The organism is Streptomyces aculeolatus (assembly GCF_020400605.1).
GTDB classification, from domain to species: Bacteria; Actinomycetota; Actinomycetes; order Streptomycetales; family Streptomycetaceae; genus Streptomyces; species Streptomyces aculeolatus.
Map to the genome: position 1 here is coordinate 183615 of NZ_JAINRD010000006.1, position 18401 is coordinate 202015.

19 protein-coding genes are annotated in these 18401 nt (G+C 74.1%); 9 read left to right on the forward strand and 10 right to left on the reverse strand.

All coding sequences use genetic code 11. The annotated features are described in order from the left end of the window. The first annotated feature begins 60 nt into the window (after positions 1 to 60). The 3 genes from LG396_RS13510 (at position 61) to LG396_RS13520 (ending at position 4439) form a co-directional block, all read left to right on the forward strand. Positions 61 to 2994 carry a trypsin-like peptidase domain-containing protein gene (locus LG396_RS13510; protein WP_308190102.1) on the forward strand — a complete coding sequence of 978 codons (2934 nt, stop codon included), beginning with the start codon at positions 61 to 63 and terminating at the stop codon, positions 2992 to 2994. A 156-nt stretch (positions 2995 to 3150) separates the two neighbouring features. Then, a complete protein-coding gene (locus LG396_RS13515) occupies positions 3151 to 3627 on the forward strand; it encodes a sec-independent translocase (protein ID WP_037740845.1) in 477 nt (158 codons plus the stop codon). A 164-nt stretch (positions 3628 to 3791) separates the two neighbouring features. Next, the gene (locus LG396_RS13520; protein WP_018834985.1) at positions 3792 to 4439 is read left to right on the forward strand and encodes a hypothetical protein; all 648 of its coding nucleotides are present in this window, start codon (positions 3792 to 3794) and stop codon (positions 4437 to 4439) included. A gap of 127 nt (positions 4440 to 4566) precedes the next feature. Here LG396_RS13520 and LG396_RS13525 read toward each other — a convergent pair whose 3' ends face one another. Continuing rightward, the gene (locus LG396_RS13525; RefSeq protein ID WP_078523852.1) at positions 4567 to 5703 is read right to left on the reverse strand and encodes an Mrp/NBP35 family ATP-binding protein; all 1137 of its coding nucleotides are present in this window, start codon (positions 5701 to 5703) and stop codon (positions 4567 to 4569) included. A 95-nt stretch (positions 5704 to 5798) separates the two neighbouring features. Here LG396_RS13525 and LG396_RS13530 point away from each other — a divergent pair, with 95 nt between their 5' ends. Then, positions 5799 to 6518, forward strand: a complete 720-nt coding sequence (locus LG396_RS13530) for a hypothetical protein (protein ID WP_100298991.1) — start codon at positions 5799 to 5801, stop codon at positions 6516 to 6518. A gap of 141 nt (positions 6519 to 6659) precedes the next feature. Here LG396_RS13530 and LG396_RS13535 read toward each other — a convergent pair whose 3' ends face one another. Both LG396_RS13535 and LG396_RS13540 read right to left on the reverse strand, forming a co-directional pair. After that, positions 6660 to 7178 carry a hypothetical protein gene (locus LG396_RS13535; RefSeq protein WP_225794957.1) on the reverse strand — a complete coding sequence of 173 codons (519 nt, stop codon included), beginning with the start codon at positions 7176 to 7178 and terminating at the stop codon, positions 6660 to 6662. A gap of 115 nt (positions 7179 to 7293) precedes the next feature. After that, the gene (locus tag LG396_RS13540) at positions 7294 to 8403 is read right to left on the reverse strand and encodes a magnesium and cobalt transport protein CorA (protein WP_027744300.1); all 1110 of its coding nucleotides are present in this window, start codon (positions 8401 to 8403) and stop codon (positions 7294 to 7296) included. A 483-nt stretch (positions 8404 to 8886) separates the two neighbouring features. Between LG396_RS13540 and LG396_RS13545 the strand changes: the two genes are divergently transcribed. The 4 genes from LG396_RS13545 (at position 8887) to LG396_RS13560 (ending at position 11974) form a co-directional block, all read left to right on the forward strand. Next, entirely contained in the window at positions 8887 to 9495 is a 609-nt protein-coding gene (locus tag LG396_RS13545; RefSeq protein ID WP_225794958.1) for a suppressor of fused domain protein, read from the forward strand. 190 nt (positions 9496 to 9685) lie between these two features. Beyond that, positions 9686 to 10321 (forward strand): DUF6758 family protein, encoded by a 636-nt coding sequence (locus tag LG396_RS13550; RefSeq protein WP_063610476.1) that lies wholly within the window; start codon positions 9686 to 9688, stop codon positions 10319 to 10321. Positions 10322 to 10431: 110 nt separating this feature from the next. After that, complete coding sequence (locus tag LG396_RS13555) at positions 10432 to 11277, forward strand: PHP domain-containing protein (RefSeq protein WP_225794959.1); 846 nt, start codon at positions 10432 to 10434, stop codon at positions 11275 to 11277. Between the two features lie 91 nt (positions 11278 to 11368). Then, positions 11369 to 11974 carry a MarC family protein gene (locus LG396_RS13560; RefSeq protein WP_018842390.1) on the forward strand — a complete coding sequence of 202 codons (606 nt, stop codon included), beginning with the start codon at positions 11369 to 11371 and terminating at the stop codon, positions 11972 to 11974. Between the two features lie 16 nt (positions 11975 to 11990). Here LG396_RS13560 and soxR read toward each other — a convergent pair whose 3' ends face one another. From soxR to LG396_RS13575, 3 genes are all read right to left on the reverse strand, one after another. Continuing rightward, complete coding sequence (gene soxR / locus LG396_RS13565; RefSeq protein ID WP_018834994.1) at positions 11991 to 12446, reverse strand: redox-sensitive transcriptional activator SoxR; 456 nt, start codon at positions 12444 to 12446, stop codon at positions 11991 to 11993. Between the two features lie 52 nt (positions 12447 to 12498). Next, positions 12499 to 13362: an alpha/beta fold hydrolase gene (locus LG396_RS13570; protein ID WP_225794960.1), complete on the reverse strand. Its 864-nt coding sequence runs from the start codon at positions 13360 to 13362 to the stop codon at positions 12499 to 12501. Positions 13363 to 13701: 339 nt separating this feature from the next. Next, positions 13702 to 15162, reverse strand: coding sequence for a DEAD/DEAH box helicase (locus LG396_RS13575; RefSeq protein ID WP_372483495.1), 1461 nt, complete (start codon positions 15160 to 15162; stop codon positions 13702 to 13704). Positions 15163 to 15634: 472 nt separating this feature from the next. Here LG396_RS13575 and LG396_RS13580 point away from each other — a divergent pair, with 472 nt between their 5' ends. After that, complete coding sequence (locus tag LG396_RS13580; protein WP_037740857.1) at positions 15635 to 16408, forward strand: ferritin-like fold-containing protein; 774 nt, start codon at positions 15635 to 15637, stop codon at positions 16406 to 16408. Positions 16409 to 16534: 126 nt separating this feature from the next. Here the strand turns inward: LG396_RS13580 and LG396_RS13585 are convergent, their stop codons facing one another. The 4 genes from LG396_RS13585 to LG396_RS13600 form a co-directional block, all read right to left on the reverse strand. Continuing rightward, a complete protein-coding gene (locus tag LG396_RS13585) occupies positions 16535 to 16807 on the reverse strand; it encodes a hypothetical protein (RefSeq protein WP_372483496.1) in 273 nt (90 codons plus the stop codon). Between the two features lie 160 nt (positions 16808 to 16967). Next, the gene (locus tag LG396_RS13590; RefSeq protein WP_018834999.1) at positions 16968 to 17195 is read right to left on the reverse strand and encodes a DUF3107 domain-containing protein; all 228 of its coding nucleotides are present in this window, start codon (positions 17193 to 17195) and stop codon (positions 16968 to 16970) included. A 123-nt stretch (positions 17196 to 17318) separates the two neighbouring features. After that, on the reverse strand, positions 17319 to 17960 hold the full coding sequence (locus LG396_RS13595) for a TetR/AcrR family transcriptional regulator (protein WP_026276101.1): 642 nt from the start codon (positions 17958 to 17960) through the stop codon (positions 17319 to 17321). A gap of 162 nt (positions 17961 to 18122) precedes the next feature. Continuing rightward, the gene (locus LG396_RS13600; RefSeq protein ID WP_225794961.1) at positions 18123 to 18374 is read right to left on the reverse strand and encodes an Rv3202a family protein; all 252 of its coding nucleotides are present in this window, start codon (positions 18372 to 18374) and stop codon (positions 18123 to 18125) included. Positions 18375 to 18401: the final 27 nt, after the last annotated feature.

Below are 18401 nucleotides of genomic sequence, written 5' to 3' on the forward strand. Positions count from 1 at the left end.
GCAACAACTGCGGGCCGCGTCGGTCCGCGCCCAGTCGCATGCGGAACGTGTGGGGAGAACATGGACCAGGGGAAGCCGAGTTGGTGGAGGCAGGAGCCCGGCGAGCCTCCGCGCGAGGCCGAGTCGGACACCGCCGGACCGCCCACCGACTCCGACGCCTCCGCGCCACCGGCGGCCCCGCCGGAGGACGCGGGCCCACCACCGGGATACGACCCGGAGGTGGACCAGTTGCGCCGGGTGCGGGAGGCGCTGCGGGAGTGGCGCGACGGGGAGGACGAGTACCACAGGGACCGCAGTCGGAGTGCGGCCTCCCCCGAGCAGGCTGCTCCCGGGGCTCCCCCGGCTCCCGAGAGGGCCGTGGCGGACACCCCGACGACCCCCGCGGCGGGTACGGAGACGGCTGCGGCCGATGACGCGGCAGCCCCTGCGACGGGCGCGCAGCCGGCTGCGCCGGCCCCGGGGAGCGGCATCCCGGAGCCGGGATCGGACACCGCGTCCGTGACGGATCGGGTAGAGGGCGCCGACGCGCCCGGTTCCGCACCGGACGGTGCCGCAGCCGCGGACCCGGCCGCGGACCTTCCCGTCGCGCGGGCCGCGGAGACCGGCGCGCCGGCCACGGAGGCGGACGCGGGCATGCTCCCGACGCGCCCCCGCGGGGCGGACGCCCCCGGCCCGGCGGCAGCGGCGGACCGGGCCCCGAAGACCGACGGGCAGAGCACGGAGCCCGGTGCCCTCCCGGCCCGGCCCGGGACCGGTGCGGCCGGCCCGGCGGCGGATATGCCGTCGGCGCGGCCCCCCACGGCCCCTTCCTCCGCCACGGGGCAGGAGGAGGACGCCGCCGCGGCGGACACGGGTCGCGGCGCGGGCGCCGAGGACTCGGCGGAACGGCCCTGGGAGGTCGGCGTACGGCCGTATCCGGGTGCCGCGGACGCCGGGGCCGAGGGCACGTCGGGCGGCAGGGGCATACCCGCCGCGGTGTCCGCCGTAGCGGGCGCCAGGGCCGGCCGTGCCGCCCTGCCGCGGCACGGCGACGGGGACGCTCAGGGGACCCGGGCGGAGCCCGCGGACGGCCCGCAGGACGCCGCGGAGCCCGCGCGGACGCGCGATGCCGCGGGCGGGGCCCGTACAGCCGTGAACGACGCACAGGCGCCGGCGGACGACGCGGCCGGCCGGCAGGCCGCCGATGCCGGGCGGCCCGGCGCCGCGGGCGGTCACGGCGCTCCGCAGCCGGGCGAGCGCTCCGGCGACGCCGACCGCGACCGCACCGGGGACCCGCGGGGTGGGCCTGCGGTGGAGGACGACGACACCACGCAGCTCGCCGTCATCTCCGACTCCGACGCCCCGCCCCCCGGCGCCCGGTCCGCCGCCGAGGACCTCCCGGGACAGCGGCGGCCGGCGGCCGACGCGCCCGCGGCGCCCGCCGCGGCGGCCGGGGGAGCCGGCGACGGCGTACCGCGCAGGCCCCCGCCCGCCGACTCCCGCCACCCCGCTCCGCAGCCCGGCCACCCCGGCGCGCCCCGCGGCGCCGCCCCGCAGGGCGGGGCCCGCGCGCCGTACGGGCCGGGCGCCCAGACCCCCGTGCACGGCGCGCCACCGCCCGGCGGCGGGCCCGCGCCCGGTGGGTACGGCCCCCACGGTTCCGGGCGGCCCTCCGGCGCGCAGCCGCCCACGGCGCACGGCATGCCCGGCGCCGGCCCCGGCCCCGCCGCGTACGACGGCCCCGGACGGCACGCGGGCGGCCCCGGCGGCCCCGGCGGGCCCGGTGCGACCGCGCCGTACGGCACGCCTCCGCAGGGCCCCGGCCAGAGCGGCCAGTGGCAGCGCTACGACCCCTGGGCGCCCGCACACGCGGCGCACCCGCCGGAGCGGCGCAGAGGGCGCCTGGGCACCCTCGTCGGGGCCCTCGTCATCGCCCTCGTCGCCGGCGGCATCGGCGGCGGCATCGGCAGCTACATCGAGCGCAACGGCACCGCCGGCCAGGTGGAGCTGGACCAGTCCTCCGCCGCCGATGACGGCGGCAAGCGCCCGCCCGGCAGCGTCGCCGGGATCGCCCGGTCCGCGCTGCCCGGGGTCGTGACGCTGCGCGTCAGCGGCGTCGCCGAGCAGAGCACCGGCACCGGCTTCGTCCTCGACAAGCGCGGGCACATCCTGACCAACAACCACGTCGTGCAGCCCGCCGAGGAGGGCGGCGACATAACGGTGACGTTCAGCGGCGGCGAGTCCAAGTCCGCAGAGGTCGTCGGCGGCGACGCCGGGTACGACCTCGCCGTCGTCCGCGTCAAGGGCGTCTCCGGGCTGAAGCCGCTACGGCTGGGCAACTCGCGCTCCGTCGCCGTCGGCGACCCCGTCGTCGCCATCGGCGCACCGTACGACCTGCCCAACACCGTCACCTCCGGGATCATCAGCGCCAAGGAGCGCCCCATCACCGCGGGCGGCGAGCAGGGCGACGGCAGCGACATCTCGTACGTCAACGCCCTGCAGACCGACGCCCCCATCAACCCCGGCAACTCCGGCGGCCCGCTCCTCGACTCCGAGGGCCGCGTGATCGGGATCAACAGCGCCATCCGCGCCGCCGACAACGGCGGCGGCGAGCCGCAGACCGACCAGGGCGGCAGCATCGGCCTCGGCTTCGCCATACCGGTCAACAAGGGCGCGGAGGTCGCCGAGGAACTGATCAACACCGGCAAGGCGACGCACCCCGTCATCGGCGTCACGCTCAACATGCAGTACACCGGTGACGGCGCCCAGGTCGGCTCCTCCGCGGAGGAGGGCGGCACCGAGCCCGTCACCCCGGGCGGCCCCGCCGACACCGCGGGCATCCAGCCGGGGGACGTCATCACCGGCGTCGACGGCCAAGCCGTGCACAACGGCGAGGAGTTGATCGTCAAGATCCGCAGCCGCAGCCCCGGCGACAAGCTGAGCCTGACGGTGGAGCGGGACGGCGAGGAGCTGACCGTCGACCTCACCCTCGGCGAGGGCGAGTCCTCCGGCTGACCCCGTCAAAAACCGCTAAAACCCCGCAAGGGCCGCGGTGGAGCAGTCCACCGCGGCCGATGCGGTACTCCCGGTGGGGCGGGGTCGCCAGGTACCGTGAGAGTCGCCCGGACCTGCCGGCAGCGGGCCGACGGACAGGACAGCAAGGAGTGCCAGGTGTTCTTCGACATAGGACCCCTCGAGCTGATCGCTCTCATCATCCTGGCCACGATCGTCTTCGGCCCCGACAAACTGCCCAAGGTCATCCAGGACACCATGCGGTTCGTCCGCAAGGTCCGGGAGTTCTCCGACACGGCCAAGGAGGACATCCGCAAGGAGCTGGGCCCGGAGTTCAAGGACTTCGAGTTCGAGGACCTGAACCCCAAGAACTTCGCCAAGAAGCACCTCCTCGACAACGACGACCTGGGTCTGAAGGAGATCCGTAACGGCTTCGACCTCAAGAAGGAGGTCGCCGAGGTCGGCGAGGCGGCGCGCGCCGTGGGGGACATCGAGGACGACGGCGCGGGCGGCGGCAAGCCGCTGAGCCTGACGAAGGACGGCGGCAGCGGCACCGGCGGCAAGAGCGACGCCGCAGGTGAGGCCAAGAGCACGGCCACGGCCGAGCGCCCGCCGTACGACTCGGACGCCACCTGATCGGCTCACATATCAGACCACCTGCCTGTCCTAGCGTATGCAGGTGGATATCCTCCCGTGTGTCTGGGTGAGCGCCCGGCATGCGGTGTGCCAGGCGGGGCGTGCGCCCCGGCGGGGGGCGACCGCCGACTGACAGGTCCAGGCCACGAGGAGGCACCACGCTGATGGAGATGACGAGCGAGGCGGAGCCCGGGGGGACGGTTCAGGAGTCCGAGCCACGCCTGGTGGACAGCTTTCTGCGGGCGTCCTTCCCCTGGTACGGGCTGGACGGCGCGTTCGACGGCCCGCGCTGGCTGCAGACGACCGGCGGCGGCGACGGCGGGGTGGAGCACGGCACGGTGGGCCACGGGGACGTACCCTCGTACCTCGCCGAGGCCGGCATGCGCGAGCACCGCTTCGCGGTGGTCGTGACCGTCGCGAGCCGCCCGGTGCGGCGCAGCGCGGACGGCACCGGGGTGCTGGAGGCGACGTCCGTGTCGTCCGCGGCCTGGCTGGCGGGCTCCGGGCTGCTGTCGTGCACCTGGCCGACGCAGATGGAGCGCCAGATGCGCGAGGAGTGGCTGGACCAGCAGACGTCGGTGGCCTGGGAGCTGGCCGACGACCTGGAGGGGTCCGGCTGGTCGGCGCTGTCGCTGCCGGTGGACGGCGAGGCGACGCAGTTCCACTACCGCGAGTCGGAGTTCGGCTGGGTGCTGGCGGGGACGACGCAGAACCAGGTGCACCTGGGCGCGTACGGCCGCGGCATGAGCGCGTACGGGCTCGCGTTCTCGGTGATCAAGGACATCACGACGTACGAAGACCGCCGCGCGTAGCGTCTCGCGGCGGTCCGGGGCGCGGATCGCGTACGCTCCGCGCCCCCTGCTCCGCAGCGCCGGGGGCGTGCGCCCCTGCCCTGCGGGTGCCGCTGCGCCCCGCGCCGTACGGCCCGGGGCGTAGCGCTCAGAACTTGTTGCGCGGCGTGACGCCCAGCGACATCCCCGCGAGGCCCCGCGGCCGCCCGCCGAGCCGCGCCGCGATGTCGCGCAGCGCCGATCCCGCCGGGGAGTCCGGGTCGGTGAGGACGACCGGCTTGCCCTCGTCGCCGCCGGACCGCAGCGTCACGTCGATCGGGATCGCGCCGAGCACCGGCACCTCCGCGCCGGTCGTACGCGTCAGCCCTTCGGCGACCTGCTTGCCGCCGCCGGTGCCGAAGACGTCGACCATCTCACCGCAGTGCGGGCACGGCAGGCCCGACATGTTCTCCACCACGCCGACGATCTTCTGGTGCGTCTGCACGGCGATCGCCCCGGCCCGCTCGGCGACCTCCGCCGCGGCCTGCTGCGGCGTGGTGACGACGAGGATCTCGGCGTTCGGCATCAGCTGCGCGACGGAGATCGCGATGTCGCCGGTGCCCGGGGGCAGGTCGAGGAGCAGCACGTCGAGGTCGCCCCAGAAGACGTCCGCGAGGAACTGCTGGAGCGCGCGGTGCAGCATCGGGCCGCGCCAGACGACCGGCGCGTTGCCCGGGGTGAACATCCCGATGGAGATGACCTTCACGTCGTGCGCCGTCGGGGGCATGATCATGTCCTCGACCTGCGTGGGCACGTCGTCGGTGCCGAGCATGCGGGGCACGGAGTGGCCGTAGATGTCGGCGTCGACGACCCCGACCTTGAGCCCGTCCGCCGCCATCGCCGCCGCGAGGTTGACCGTCACGGACGACTTGCCGACGCCGCCCTTGCCGGACGCCACCGCGTACACCCGGGTCAGCGAGCCGGGCTGGGCGAAGGGGATCTCGCGCTCCGCCTTGCCGTCGCGCAGGGACGCGGCGAGCGCCTTGCGCTGCTCGTCGCTCATCACGTCCAACTCGACGGTGACGGACGTCACACCCGCGACGTTCTCGACCGCTTCGGTGACCCGTGAGGTGATCGTGTCCCGCATCGGACAGCCGGCGATGGTCAGGAAGACCCCGACGGCAACCGAGCCGTCTGTCCCGATCTCGACCGACTTGACCATGCCGAGATCGGTGATCGGCCGGTGAATCTCCGGGTCGTTCACCGTCGCGAGCGCGGCGCGCACCGCCTCTTCTGTGACAGCCATGGCACCAGCGTACGGCCGAGTGCCACGGGCGGGGAAAGCCAGGTGCCCGGCCGCCGGGTACGCTGCCGCACGTGATGAGGAGATCGGCCTTCCGGATGGTGCTGTTCGCTGTCTCCGCCACCGTTCTCGCGGGCTGCGGCGAGGACGGTCCCCAGGCGGGCGAGAACGGCGTCGGAAAGCTCTCTCCCGAGAGCATCAGGTCCAAGGCGGAGAAGGCCGCGGCGGGCGCGGGCTCGGTGCGGCTGGCGGGCACGCTGGTGAGCAACGGCCAGCCGGTCAAGCTCGACATGAGGCTGTCGTCCGCCGGCGGGGTCGGCGAAGTGTCCACCGGCGGCACGACGTTCTCGCTGCTGCGCGACGACGAGGACCTCTTCCTGAAGGCCGGCGACGAGTTCTGGCTGCACCAGGACGAGGGCAAGGACGGCGACGGCAAGCCGTCGGAGTCCGACATGGCCGCGGCGCAGAAGCTCGACGGCAAGTACGTGAAGGTGCCGCCGGAGGACACCGCGTACAAGCAGCTCAGCGGCTTCACCGAGATGAAGCTGCTGCTCGACGGGCTGCTGAAGCTCGACGGCGAGCTGGCCGTGGAGGACAACGGCGAGGTCGACGGAGTCCCCACGATCCGCGTCACTGCCGACGACGGCGCGGGCGGGGCGCTGGAGGTGGCCCTGGAGGGGCGGCCGTACCCGCTGCTGCTGGAGCGCGCGGGGGACGCGGGCGAGCTGCGGCTCGTGGACTGGGACGAGGAGTTCGAGGTCAACGCCCCCCGCAAGGAAGAGGTCGTGGACTACGGGAAGCAGATCTCGGCGAGCTGAACCGGCCCCGCTCGCACGCGGCTCGAGGCCGCCGTACGGGTCCCGCCGCCTGACAACCGCTCGTTGCGCACGTTCCGTACGAACCGTGCCCCAGTAACTACTGCCGTACGGCAGCTTCGTACCGTACGCGCCGCAGCCCTGTCAGCCGCGTCGCCGCCTGAACAGCAGCCGCGGCAGCGCCGCCGGCGCAGGCTGCCGGGTCGTCGCCGGGGTCGCCGGCGGCGGGGCTGCCAGCGAACCGGACGGCAGCGCGTCCCCCGCGACCGCCGCGCCGTCCCGCGTCAGCCGCACCACCCGGCTCTCCCGCGCCCAGCGCTCGGTGACGTGGTCGGCGTCCACGGCGTTGAGCCGCTTGCCCTTCAGCTCCTCCACCGCCGCCCGCCACCTCTCGCTCTCCGGCGCCTCCTCGGCCACCCGGGCCGGCCACGCGACCAGCCGCCCGCCCTTGTCCTTGCTGCGCGCGTGCACGGTCACCACCGCCCCGTCGGTCAGCCCGAGCCCGTCGAGCGGCTGCTCGGCCGGCCCGTCGCCGACGATCACGACGGCGCCGTCGAGCCAGACGTGCCACAGCGCGCGCTGTGTGCCGTCGGGGCCCTCGATCCACACGAGCCCGGACTTCCTGGCGGCTTCTTCTGCGAGGGCGGCGGCGATCGGCTCCATGGGGCGAGCGTAGCGGCCGGGCCCGCGGGGAGTACCGCTCCGGCGACCGCCAGGGTCTGCCGTTCGGGTCTTGCCGGATCAGCCGCGAGCCCCGCGGAGATCCGAACGACAGGCCCTAAAGCCAGCCGTTGCGGCGGAAGCCGCGGTGCATGGCGAGGCAGATGCCGAGGATCAGGGTGAGCACCATGGGGTAGCCGAACTCCCACTGGGTCTCCGGCATGTGGTCGAAGTTCATGCCGTAGACCCCGGCGATCATCGTCGGCACCGCGAAGATCGCCGCCCACGACGTGATCTTCCGCATGTCCTCGTTCTGCGCCACCGTGGCCTGCGCCAGGTTGGCCTGGAGGATGGAGTTGAGCAGCTCGTCGAAGTTGGCCACCTGCTCGTGCACGCGCGCCACGTGGTCCGCGACGTCGCGGAAGTACTTCTGGATCTCCGGGTCGACGAACCGCATCGGCCGCTCCGACAGCAGCTGCATCGGCCGCAGCAGCGGCGCCACGGCCCGCTTGAACTCCAGCACTTCGCGCTTGAGCTGGTACACCCGCCCCGCGTCGCTGCCCCGCCCGCTGCGGCCGTCGCTCGGCGAGAACACGTCGATCTCGACCTCGTCGATGTCCTCCTGGACGGCGTCCGCGACGACGATGTAACTGTCGACGATCTGGTCGGCGATGGCGTGCAGCACCGCGGAGGGGCCGGTCGCCAGCAGTTCCTGGTCCTGCTCCAGCCGGGCGCGCAGCGCGCGCAGCGAGCCCTGGCCGCCGTGCCGGACGGTGATGATGAAGTCCTGGCCGGTGAAGCACATCACCTCGCCGGTCTCCACCACCTCGCTGGTGGCGGTGAGTTCGGCGTGCTCCACGTAGTGGAGGGTCTTGAAGACGGTGAACAGCGAGTCCTCGTACGGCTCCAGCTTCGGCCGCTGGTGCGCGTCGATCGCGTCCTCCACGGCCAGCGGGTGCAGCCCGAACTCCTGGGCGATGCCGGCGAACTCGCGCTCCGTCGGCTCGTGCAGCCCGATCCAGGCGAACCCGCCCCCGCCGCGCACCTTGCGCATCGCCTGGGCGGGGGAGAGCCGCTCGCTGATCCGCCGGCCGCCCCGGTAGACCGCGCAGTCGACGACGGCACTGACGGTGGCCGGGTCGCGGGTGGGGTCGTAGCCGTGCGGGGACTGGCTCCGGCGCTTGCGGGCGGGACGAACGACGGCCCGCAGGTCACGGATCATCGACATGGGCGAACTCCTTCACGCTCCTGCCGGGGCGCGGGCCAACGCTGCCGGGAATGGGGATCTACGCAGAGGTACACCCACAAAGCGGGCACCGCTGAGCGCGCCTACGGCACGTCAGTGGACAACGACGGAAAAGTGCGTGCTCAGCCGCCGGACGCCGAACGGCGCGGCCGGGAGCCGACCGGGAGATCCCCGCGACTCTGCGGAGGGAGGTCAGCGAAGGTCAGCGAGTGCCGGGCCGGGCGGGAGAGCTGTCGGTACTGCAAGGTCGGCTGGGATCCACCGCAGTCCCCACCTCCTCCGGCCGGGCCCTGTCGAAGGGCGTATGTGTCGAAGCCGTTCGCGTGCTGCTCATGTGCCTTGCGTGTCGGGGCCGATGCCCGCGTCGTACGTAGGACGCGCATCAGACCGACACGCAAGGTTACCAGCCGCGGGTGAACCGCCCGGCCCACGTTGACGGCTCCCCGGCGCCCTAGGCTGGACCGCATGGCGTACGACGACGTGCTCGCGCAGGTGGAGCAGCAGCTCACAGCGGCTTTCGGCGAGCCCGGCGCGCGGGCCGCCGTGACCTTCATCGGCACGGACCGCATCGAGGTGGTGCGTTTCACGTCGGCCACCGCCGAGGGCGAGCCGCTGCTGCGCTACGCCACCGTCGGCATGTCCGGACAGCCCATGGCCGACCCCGCGCAGGTGCTGGCCGACCCGCTGCGCGGCCCCCGCGCCGAACTGGTGCTGACCGTGCGGGCCGGGCACGCCGACACCGACAAGGTGCTCCGCCCGCTCGCCGTCCTCGCCGCGTCGCCCCAGGTGGAGGGCGTCGTCGTGGCGCCGGGGGCGTCGCTGGAGGTGGGCGGGCCGCTGTGGCCGGGGGCGCCGTTCCGCGCGGTGCTCGTCGCCGAACCCGGCGGGCTCGTCGACGACGTGCTGCTGCCGGAGCCGCGGGACCCGGTGCGGTTCCTGCCCCTGCTGCCGATGACCCCGAACGAGGCCGCGTGGAAGCGGGTGCACGGCGCGGCGGCGCTGCGCGAGCGCTGGCTCGCGGCCGGCACGGACCTGCGGGACCCGCTGCGCCGCGGGGTCGACCTGGGCGCGTAGCGGCGTAGGCCGTACGGGCCCGGGGCGCACGCGTCGTACGGGGAGGGTGCGGCCGTCGTACGCGGCCGGGGGGCGTGCGTCGTACGGGACGGGCGGCGTCTCCCTCCCGCGCGCCGGCCGCCCGGCCGGGCGGCCCCGGACGGGTGATCGTCCTTGACGACGCGGCGGCCGGAGAGGACCGTAAGTTCCTATGAGGGGCGAACCCAGTTGCCCGAAGTGCGGCGGGCGGGTCCGGGCGCCCGGTCTCTTCACCGACTCGTGGCAGTGTGAGCGGCACGGACCCGTGCAGCCGCTGCAGCCCGTCATACCGCCCAGCGTCGAGGCGCTGGGGGTGGTGGTGCACCGGGCGCAGGTGCCGGTCTGGATGCCGTGGCCGCTGCCCCTGGGCTGGCTGTTCACCGGCGCCGCCAACGCGGGCGACGACCGCAGCGGCGGCCGTGCCACCGCCGTCGCCTGCTCGGGACCCGGTCCGCTGGGCGGGCCGGGCGAGCTGATCCTCGTCGCCGAGGAGCTGGGCGTCGGCCTCGGCGCGCGCTTCGCCGGCGTCCAGGGGCCCGACCCCGGTCCCGGGATGTGCACCGACAAGCCGCCGGACGCCAAGGTCATCGCGGCCGGCCGGCCCACCCCGCTGTGGCACGTCGGCGGCGTGCCCGCGGACCGGGCCGTTTTCGCCGGCGAGGCGCGCGGGTTGTGGCTGTGGGCTGTGGTCTGGCCGGAGCAGTCCGGGCTGCTGCTCTACGACGAGCTGGTGCTCACCGATCTGCGCGACGCCGGCGCGGAGATCGAGCTGCTGCCGTGCGGGGCGCTGTCGCCGCGGCTGCTGTGACGGGGCGCGCAACGGGTGCCGGGGAAGCCGCACCTTCTCGGTTGGACACCCGCCCCGGCCCGTAAGCTGGGGGCTTCCCAGCGACCCCGAGCCCGTGCGAGGTACCGTCCGTGCGCATCGACCTGCATACCCACTCCGCCGATTCGGACGGTACGGACACCCCCGCCGAACTGGTGCGCAAAGCGGCGGCCGAGGGCCTGGACGTCGTCGCGCTCACCGACCACGACGGCGTCGGCGGCCACGCCGAGGCGATCGAGGCCCTGCCCGACGGGCTGACCCTCGTCCCCGGCATGGAGCTGTCCTGCGACCTCGACGGCGTCAGCCTGCACATGCTGGCGTACCTCTTCGACCCCGAGGAGCCGGAGCTGACCCGCGAACGCGACGCCGTGCGCAACGACCGGGTGCGCCGGGCGCGGCTGATGACGGAGCGGCTGATCGAGCTGGGCGTGCCCATCACCTGGCAGCGGGTGCAGGAGATCGCCGGCGAGGGCGCCATCGCCCGGCCGCACGTGGCCAGCGCGATGGTCGAGGCCGGCGTCGTCGCCTCGGTGCAGGACGCCTTCACCGACGAGTGGATCGGCTCCGGCGGCCGGGCGTACGTGGAGAAGCACGAACTCGACCCCTTCGACGCCATCCGCCTTATCAAGGGCGCCGGCGGCGTCACGGTCTTCGCCCACCCGCTGGCGGTCAAGCGCGGCGTCTGCCTGCCGGAGGGCGCGGTCGCGGAGCTGGCCGCGGCCGGGCTCGACGGCATCGAGGTGGACCACATGGACCACGACGAGGAGACCCGCGCCAAGCTCCGCGGCACGGCCGCCGACCTGGGTCTGCTGGCCACGGGCTCCAGCGACTACCACGGCGCCCGCAAGACGTGCCGCCTCGGCGAGTTCACGACGGCCCCCGAGGTCTACGAGCAGATCGTGGACCGCGCCACGGGCGCGTCCCCCGTCAAGCGCTAGCCGGACGGCCGGCAGGCCGGCGCGCCCCGGGGCCGGGGCGCACGGCCGCCCGCCGGGGTTCGATCCGCGCGGGACGCCTTAAGCTCCTCGCGTGTTCGATCTCGCCCTCTTCGGGTCGGTCTTCGTCACGCTGTTCGTGATCATGGACCCACCCGGTACCACGCCGATCTTCCTCGCGCTCACCTCGGGCCGCCCCCTGAAGGTGCAGCGCAAGATGGCCATGCAGGCGGCGGCCGTCGCGTTCGGCGTGATCGCGGTGTTCGCCGTCGGCGGCCAGCAGATCCTCGACTACCTGCACGTCTCCGTGCCGGCGCTGATGGTCGCGGGCGGGCTGCTGCTCCTGCTGATCTCCCTCGACCTGCTCACCGGCAAGGCCGAGGAGCCCACCCAGACCAAGGACGTCAACGCCGCCCTCGTACCGCTGGGGATGCCGCTGCTCGCCGGGCCCGGGGCGATCGTGACCGTCATCCTGGCGGTGCAGGACGCGGACGGGGTGAAGGAGGAACTGGCGGTGTGGGCGGCGATCGTCGCCATCCACCTCGTGCTGTGGGTGACGATGCGCTATTCGCTGCTGATCATCCGGCTCATCAAGGAGGGCGGCGTCGTCCTGGTGTCGCGGCTGGCCGGGATGCTGCTGGCGACGATCGCGGTGCAGCAGATCGCCAACGGGGTCACGGAGTTCATCCGGCAGGCGTGAGACGCGTACCGCCTCGTCACACCCCGAGGCCGCGGGCGCCCGGGCCGCGTTCGCCGAGCCGGTCGTCGGTGTTGGCCAGCGCGCACTTGTCGAGCGACAGGCAGCCGCAGCCGATGCACTCGGTGAGGTTGTCGCGCAGCCGCTCCAGCCGGCGGATGTGGGTGTTGAGGTCCTTGCGCCAGCCCTCCGACAGCTGCGCCCAGTCGGCGCGGTTCGGCGTGCGGCCCTCCGGGAGCACCGCGAGCGCCTCGCGGATCGCCGCCAGCGGGATCCCCACGCGCTGCGAGGCGCGGATGAACGCGACCCGGCGCAGGGTGTCCCGGGAGAAGCGGCGCTGGTTGCCGGAGGTGCGGCGGCTGCTGATCAGACCCTGGCGCTCGTAGAAGCGCAGCGCCGACTGCGGGACTCCGCTGCGGTCGGACAGCTCGCCGATGGTGGCTTCCTTGGCCCGCGGGGACAGGTGGTGCGTCATGCCGCCAGCGTAACTTGACCTCAACCGCGGTTGAGGTTGGACGATGTCCGGTTCAGCCGGCGGCCAGGTCGGCCGACCAGAACGCGGCGAGCGCGGCGGCGGTCTCGGCGGGGCGGTCGACGTTGGGGGAGTGGTCGGCGCCGCCGACGACCGTGCGGTGGGCCCGCAGCCGGCACGCCATGTCGTCCATCTCCGCCACGGGCCAGACGTAGTCGGACTCGCCGGTGAGCACGTGGACGGGCAGCGGCACGCCGGCCAGCTCGGCGGTCCTGTCGGGCTCCTCGCACAGCTGCCGGGCGGTGGCGGCGAGCTGCGCTGGGCGGGTGCCGAGCCAGCGGCGGTGCAGGAAGTCCGCCACGTCGGCGGGAAGCACGGGGGTCTCTGGCGGGTCGAAGGCGCGCATGGCCTGCCAGACGGTCTCCATGTCGTACGTGGTCAGGGCGTCGGCGAGGAGCTTCGCGCGGGACTGCTGCTCGTCGCAGACGATCCCGGGGCCGCTGCTCATGAGGGTGAGCGAGGCGAACGCGCCGGGGGCGCGGAGGACGGCGGCGCGGGCGACGTGGCCGCCGTGCGAGTGCCCGAGGAGGTGGGGCGGGGGATCGCCCGCCGCGCCGAGCGCGGCGCCCAGCGCGAGGACGTCCTGCGCGAGTTCGTCCTGCGTGTACGCGTCCTCGTCCTTCGGGCCGTCCGACTCGTACTGCCCGCGGCCGTCGACGGCGACCACGCGGTAGCCGGCGCCGGCGAGGGGTTCGAGCAGGGCGATGAAGTCCTCCTTGCTGCCCGTGAACCCGGGCACCAGGAGCGCGGTCCCGCGGACGGGCCGCCCGGCCCGCAGCGCGGCGAACGCACCCCGCGGGGTCTCGACCCGCAGGGCCTCGGCCCCGGCCGGCAACGCGACGAACGGCGGCTTGCTCATCCCCCGACCCTAGCCCCGCCCGTACGCGCCCTTGCCACCTACCCCGCTCCGCGGGTGAGGGAGCGGAAAGAGGGGGACGCCGGCTCCGGCGCCGGGCCGGACCGCCGCGGCACGCCGCGCGGGCCGGCGGGCAGCCGCCTTCGCCGCGCCGCCATGGCGGGGCACCGGAGGCCGTGGCGCCCGACACCGTCCCGCGGCACGGATACCGGTCGCCGGCCGCTCGTGCGGCTCACCCTCCGGTCCGCGGTGCACGTACGACGCCCCCCGCCCCCGTTCGCGGACACACCTCGGGCCCGGGTCGTACGTCGTGACGTACGGCCCGGGCCCGGAAGGGCTCTGCTACTCCGCCGCAGGCGCGCCCGCGTTGCCGCTGCGGGTGCGGCGACGGCGGCGGCGCGGCTTGCGGGCCGCGGCGTCCGCCGCGTCCCCGCCCGCGCTCGCGGCCTGCTCCGGTGCGGTCTCCCGCTGCTCGGCGGCCTCCGCCGCCACCGGGAGTCCGCTGCGCGTGCGGCGGCGCTGCCGCGGCGTACGGCTGCGCTTCGGACGCTCCTCGGCCGCAGCTCCCCGCGAGCCAGAGCCGCGCGAGCCGGCGCCACGGCGTCCGCCGCCCGTCTCGCCCAGGTCCTCCAGCTCCTCGGCGCCGAGCCCGGCCCGGGTCCGCTCGGCGCGCGGCAGCACGCCCTTCGTACCCTCCGGGATGTTCAGCGCCTCGTACAGGTGCGGGGAGGTGGAGTACGTCTCCTCGGGGTTCTCCAGGTCGAGCTCCAGCGCCTTGTTGATCAGGTGCCAGCGCGTGATCTCGTCCCAGTCGACCAGGGTGACCGCCGTGCCGGACGCGCCCGCGCGGGCGGTGCGGCCGATGCGGTGCAGGTACGTTTTCTCGTCCTCCGGCGTCTGGTAGTTGATCACGTGCGTGATGCCGGTGACGTCGATGCCGCGCGCCGCCACGTCCGTGCAGACCAGCACGTCGACCTTGCCGTTGCGGAACGCCCGCAGCGCCTGCTCGCGCGCGCCCTGGCCCAGGTCCCCGTGGACCGAGCCGGCGGCGAACCCGCGCCGGGTCAGCTGCTCGGCGACGTCCGCGCAGGTGCGCTTCGTACGGCAGAAGATCATGGTCAGTCCGCGGCCGTCGGCCTGCAGGATGCGCGCCAGCATCTCCGGCTTGTCCATCGAGTGGGCCCGGAAGGCGTGCTGCTCGACGGCGGCGACGGTCGCGCCCTCGTCGTCCGGCGCGGTGGCGCGGATGTGGGTGGGCTGCGACATGTAGCGCCGGGCGAGGCCGATGACCTGCCCCGGCATCGTCGCCGAGAACAGCATCGTCTGCCGCTTGGCGGGCAGCTGCTGGATGATCTTCTCGACGTCCGGCAGGAAGCCGAGGTCGAGCATCTCGTCGGCCTCGTCGAGCACCAGCACCTTGATCTTCGACAGGTCCAGCTTGCGCTGGCCGGCGAGGTCGAGGAGGCGGCCGGGGGTGCCGACGACGACGTCGACGCCCTTCTTCAGCGCCTCCAGCTGGGGCTCGTACGCCCGGCCGCCGTAGATCGACAGCGCGCGGACGTTACGGACCTTGCCGGCGGTCAGCAGGTCGTTGGTGACCTGCACGCACAGCTCGCGGGTGGGGACGACGACGAGCGCCTGCGGGGCGTTCGTCAGGGCGCCGGTGTCGGCGCGACCGGACTCGACGTCGGCGGGGACGACGACCTTCTCCAGCAGGGGAAGGCCGAATCCGAGCGTCTTGCCGGTACCGGTCTTGGCCTGGCCGATCACATCGGTGCCGGCGAGGGCCACGGGAAGGGTCATCTCCTGAATGGGGAAAGGAGTGGTGATTCCCACGGCCTCCAGGGCCTCAGCAGTCTCGGGGAGGATCCCCAGGTCTCGAAACGTGGACAGGATGCTTGCCTCTTCTGTCGGTCGCGGCGAGCGGCGGGGGACGGGGGTCGTACCGCGCGGGTGGCGCGGGACCACTTCTTCCGTCTCTCGGGCGCTCCAGCCGCGAGAATTCCCTCCGGCGGTGTGCGTACGGCGGGACAGGCCGCACGGTCTCCGCTGAGAGCGGTCGGGGTCGGAGCCGATCGGGCCACCGACCGGGCATCCTTCAGTACATGCTTCCCACGCGCCTCCGGACTCACGCCCGCGGCATGGGGAACCCGCCGTGACCGGCGAGTGCTATACCACTCTACCTAAAATCGTGCAGCCGTGTTGTGCGATGTCTCATAGTCCACGGGCTGACCAGGCTCTTCCCAGGTCCCCACGGGCCGCTATATTCCGCTCCATGGACACTCCCCCTGCCGACGCAGCCGCACCCCAGGACACCGGAGAGACCGGTGACGCCGGAGACACCGCCGCCGCATCCGGCGTAGCCGCCGAGGACTGGGCGCAGGCCGCCGCCGACCCGCAGTACCGGGCCGCGGTCGTGGACCTGCTCGGCGCCCTCGCCTACGGCGAGCTGGCCGCCTTCGAGCGGCTGGCGGAGGACGCGAAGCTGGCGCCCGGCGTGGAGGACAAGGCGGAGCTGGCGGCGATGGCCGCCGCCGAGTTCCACCACTTCGAGCGGCTGCGGGACCGGCTGGCCGAGATCGACGAGGACCCGGCCCGCGCGATGGAGCCGTTCGCCGCCGCGCTGAACGAGTTCCACCGCCAGACGGCGCCCTCCGACTGGCTGGAGGGGCTGGTCAAGGCGTACGTCGGCGACTCGATCGCCAGCGACTTCTACCGCGAGGTCGCCGTCCGGCTGGACTCCGACACCCGCGGTCTGGTGCTGAGCGTGCTGGACGACACCGGGCACGCGACGTTCGCCGTGGGCAAGGTCCGCAGCGCGATCGAGGCCGATCCACGGGTCGGCGGCCGGCTGGCGCTGTGGGCCCGGCGGCTGATGGGCGAGGCGCTGAGCCAGGCGCAGCGGGTGGTGGCGGAGCGGGACGCGCTGTCGATGATGCTCGTGGGCGGGGTCGCCGACGGGTTCGACCTGGCGGAGGTGGGGCGGATGTTCTCCCGTATCACCGAGGCGCACACCAAGCGGATGGCGGCGCTGGGGCTCTCCGCATAGCGCGGCGCCCGGGCGGTGGGCCCGGGCGCGCGCATGTTCCCGTGCGTCGGAGCGGTCCTGAGCGGCTCCGCTCCGATCCGGGTGGGCCGGAGCGGAGCCGAAGGCCTCGGTACGTCCGCCGGCGGCTCAGCGCACCGGGCGGCCCGCCAGGTACGCCGCCGCGGGGCGGCTCCGCTCCCGGTTCTTGACCAGCAGCGACAGCATCGCCGCCGCGAAGGCCCCGGCCACCGGCAGGACGATCGGCAGGTTCCCCGCGCCCAGCACCGTGTGGGCCAGGGCCGCGCCGAGGACGGCGGCCCCCGGTCCTGTGGCCAGCGTGAGGTTCCGGTGCCGGAACCGGTCGGGATAGCGGGAGAGTGCGGCCAGCGCAATCGCCAGGCCGATGACTGCGGAACACACGGCTGTCAGGATCATCTCGCGCCCGCCCTTCGTTGGGCCCCCACTGCTGGGGCGAATCGGACGCTCCGGATCTACCCGCATGGATCCGCGGGCAAACGACGGCCCCCCGGTGTCGGACACCGGGGGGCCGGACGAGCTGGGAAGGCGGGAACAACTGCCCTCAGAGGGCGCCGAAACCCACCTTGCGCGCCGTCGGCGCGCCGATCTCCACGTAGGCGATGCGGCCCGACGGCACGAGGATCTTCCGGCCGCGGTCGTCGACCAGGGTCAGCACCTCCGACTTGCCGCCGAGCGCGTCCGCCACCGCGCTCTCGATCTCTTCGGCGGACTGCCCGCTCTCCAGGCTGATCTCACGGGGGGCGTGCTGCACGCCGATCTTGACCTCCACGGCCTGATCCCTTTCGGTCAGTTGGATGTACGTGTGCACACTAACCCGGCGTGCACACCCCGCGGGACCGATGCCTGCACGCCCGCAGCGAACACGCTGCGGGCCGTGCCCCGGGGGCCGGGCCTACGGCTGGTCCGGGCCGCCGTGCAGCGGGAAGCCGGCGATGCCGCGCCAGGAGAGCGAGGCGATGAGGCGCGCGGCGGCGTCCCGCGGGATGGACCGGCCGGAGCCCAGCCAGTACCGCGCGGTGATCTGCGCCATGCCGCACAGGCCCACGGCGAGCAGCATCGCCTGCTCGACCGGCAGGTCGGTGTCCTCCGCGATGACCTCGCTGACCGCCTGCGCGCAGTCCAGGCTGACCCTGTCGACGCGCTCGCGGACCGCGGGCTCGTTGGTCAGGTCGGACTCGAAGACCAGCCGGAAGGCGCCGCCCTCGTCCTCGACGAAGGCGTAGTACGCATCCATCGTGGCGGCGACGCGCTGCTTGTTGTCCGATGTGGACGCGAGCGCCGCGCGCACCGCCTTCAGCAGTGCGTCGCAGTGCTGGTCGAGCAGCGCGAGGTACAGCTCCAACTTGCCGGGGAAGTGCTGGTAGAGCACGGGCTTGCTGACCCCGGCGCGGTCCGCGATGTCGTCCATGGCGGCGGAGTGGTACCCCTGGGCGACGAAAACCTCCTGGGCCGCACCGAGGAGCTGGTTGCGGCGCGCGCGACGGGGAAGCCTCGTACTGCGTGGACGCGTCTCCGCCTGCTCCATGGCTGTCACTGCGCCTCCTGGTTCCTGAGATGATCGCCCCCGGGACGCCGGGCCTGTCCGGCGGGCCGACCGCAGGTGCCATCGTACGTGCGGGTAATCGTCCGGCGCTCCGTCGCTGCGCGAAATTTCATCGCCCTCGGCCCTGGCCGAACCGGGGCAATACCGTGCACGTCACCGGTATTCGTCCTCATCCTGTTCGACGGCGCGGGCCTGCTCGGCGGCGTCCGCCGGGTCCGCCTCGGCGCCGTCGCGCCCGGCGGGCCCGGTCTCGTCGTCGCCCCGCCCCACCTCGGCGCGCTGCTCCGCGGCGTCGGCCTCCGGGGTCTCGTCGTCCGGTCCCCCGGGGGCGTCCGCCGCCCGGGCCCGGCCCGTACGGCGGGCGGGCTCGTCGAAGGTGTCCGAATCCTGCGGGTCGACCGCCATGGCGTCGTCTCCCTCTCCGCGTCGTCC

Bases quoted from the DNA above. Each gene is read 5' to 3' on its own strand.
- LG396_RS13510 (WP_308190102.1), top strand. From the start codon at position 61: ATGGACCAGGGGAAGCCGAGTTGGTGGAGGCAGGAGCCCGGCGAGCCT.
- LG396_RS13520 (WP_018834985.1), top strand. From the start codon at position 3,792: ATGGAGATGACGAGCGAGGCGGAGCCCGGGGGGACGGTTCAGGAGTCC.
- LG396_RS13525 (WP_078523852.1), bottom strand. From the start codon at position 5,703: ATGGCTGTCACAGAAGAGGCGGTGCGCGCCGCGCTCGCGACGGTGAAC.
- LG396_RS13530 (WP_100298991.1), top strand. From the start codon at position 5,799: ATGGTGCTGTTCGCTGTCTCCGCCACCGTTCTCGCGGGCTGCGGCGAG.
- LG396_RS13535 (WP_225794957.1), bottom strand. From the start codon at position 7,178: ATGGAGCCGATCGCCGCCGCCCTCGCAGAAGAAGCCGCCAGGAAGTCC.
- LG396_RS13540 (WP_027744300.1), bottom strand. From the start codon at position 8,403: ATGTCGATGATCCGTGACCTGCGGGCCGTCGTTCGTCCCGCCCGCAAG.
- LG396_RS13545 (WP_225794958.1), top strand. From the start codon at position 8,887: ATGGCGTACGACGACGTGCTCGCGCAGGTGGAGCAGCAGCTCACAGCG.
- LG396_RS13550 (WP_063610476.1), top strand. From the start codon at position 9,686: ATGAGGGGCGAACCCAGTTGCCCGAAGTGCGGCGGGCGGGTCCGGGCG.
- soxR (WP_018834994.1), bottom strand. From the start codon at position 12,446: ATGACGCACCACCTGTCCCCGCGGGCCAAGGAAGCCACCATCGGCGAG.
- LG396_RS13570 (WP_225794960.1), bottom strand. From the start codon at position 13,362: ATGAGCAAGCCGCCGTTCGTCGCGTTGCCGGCCGGGGCCGAGGCCCTG.
- LG396_RS13575 (WP_372483495.1), bottom strand. From the start codon at position 15,162: ATGACCCTTCCCGTGGCCCTCGCCGGCACCGATGTGATCGGCCAGGCC.
- LG396_RS13580 (WP_037740857.1), top strand. From the start codon at position 15,635: ATGGACACTCCCCCTGCCGACGCAGCCGCACCCCAGGACACCGGAGAG.
- LG396_RS13600 (WP_225794961.1), bottom strand. From the start codon at position 18,374: ATGGCGGTCGACCCGCAGGATTCGGACACCTTCGACGAGCCCGCCCGC.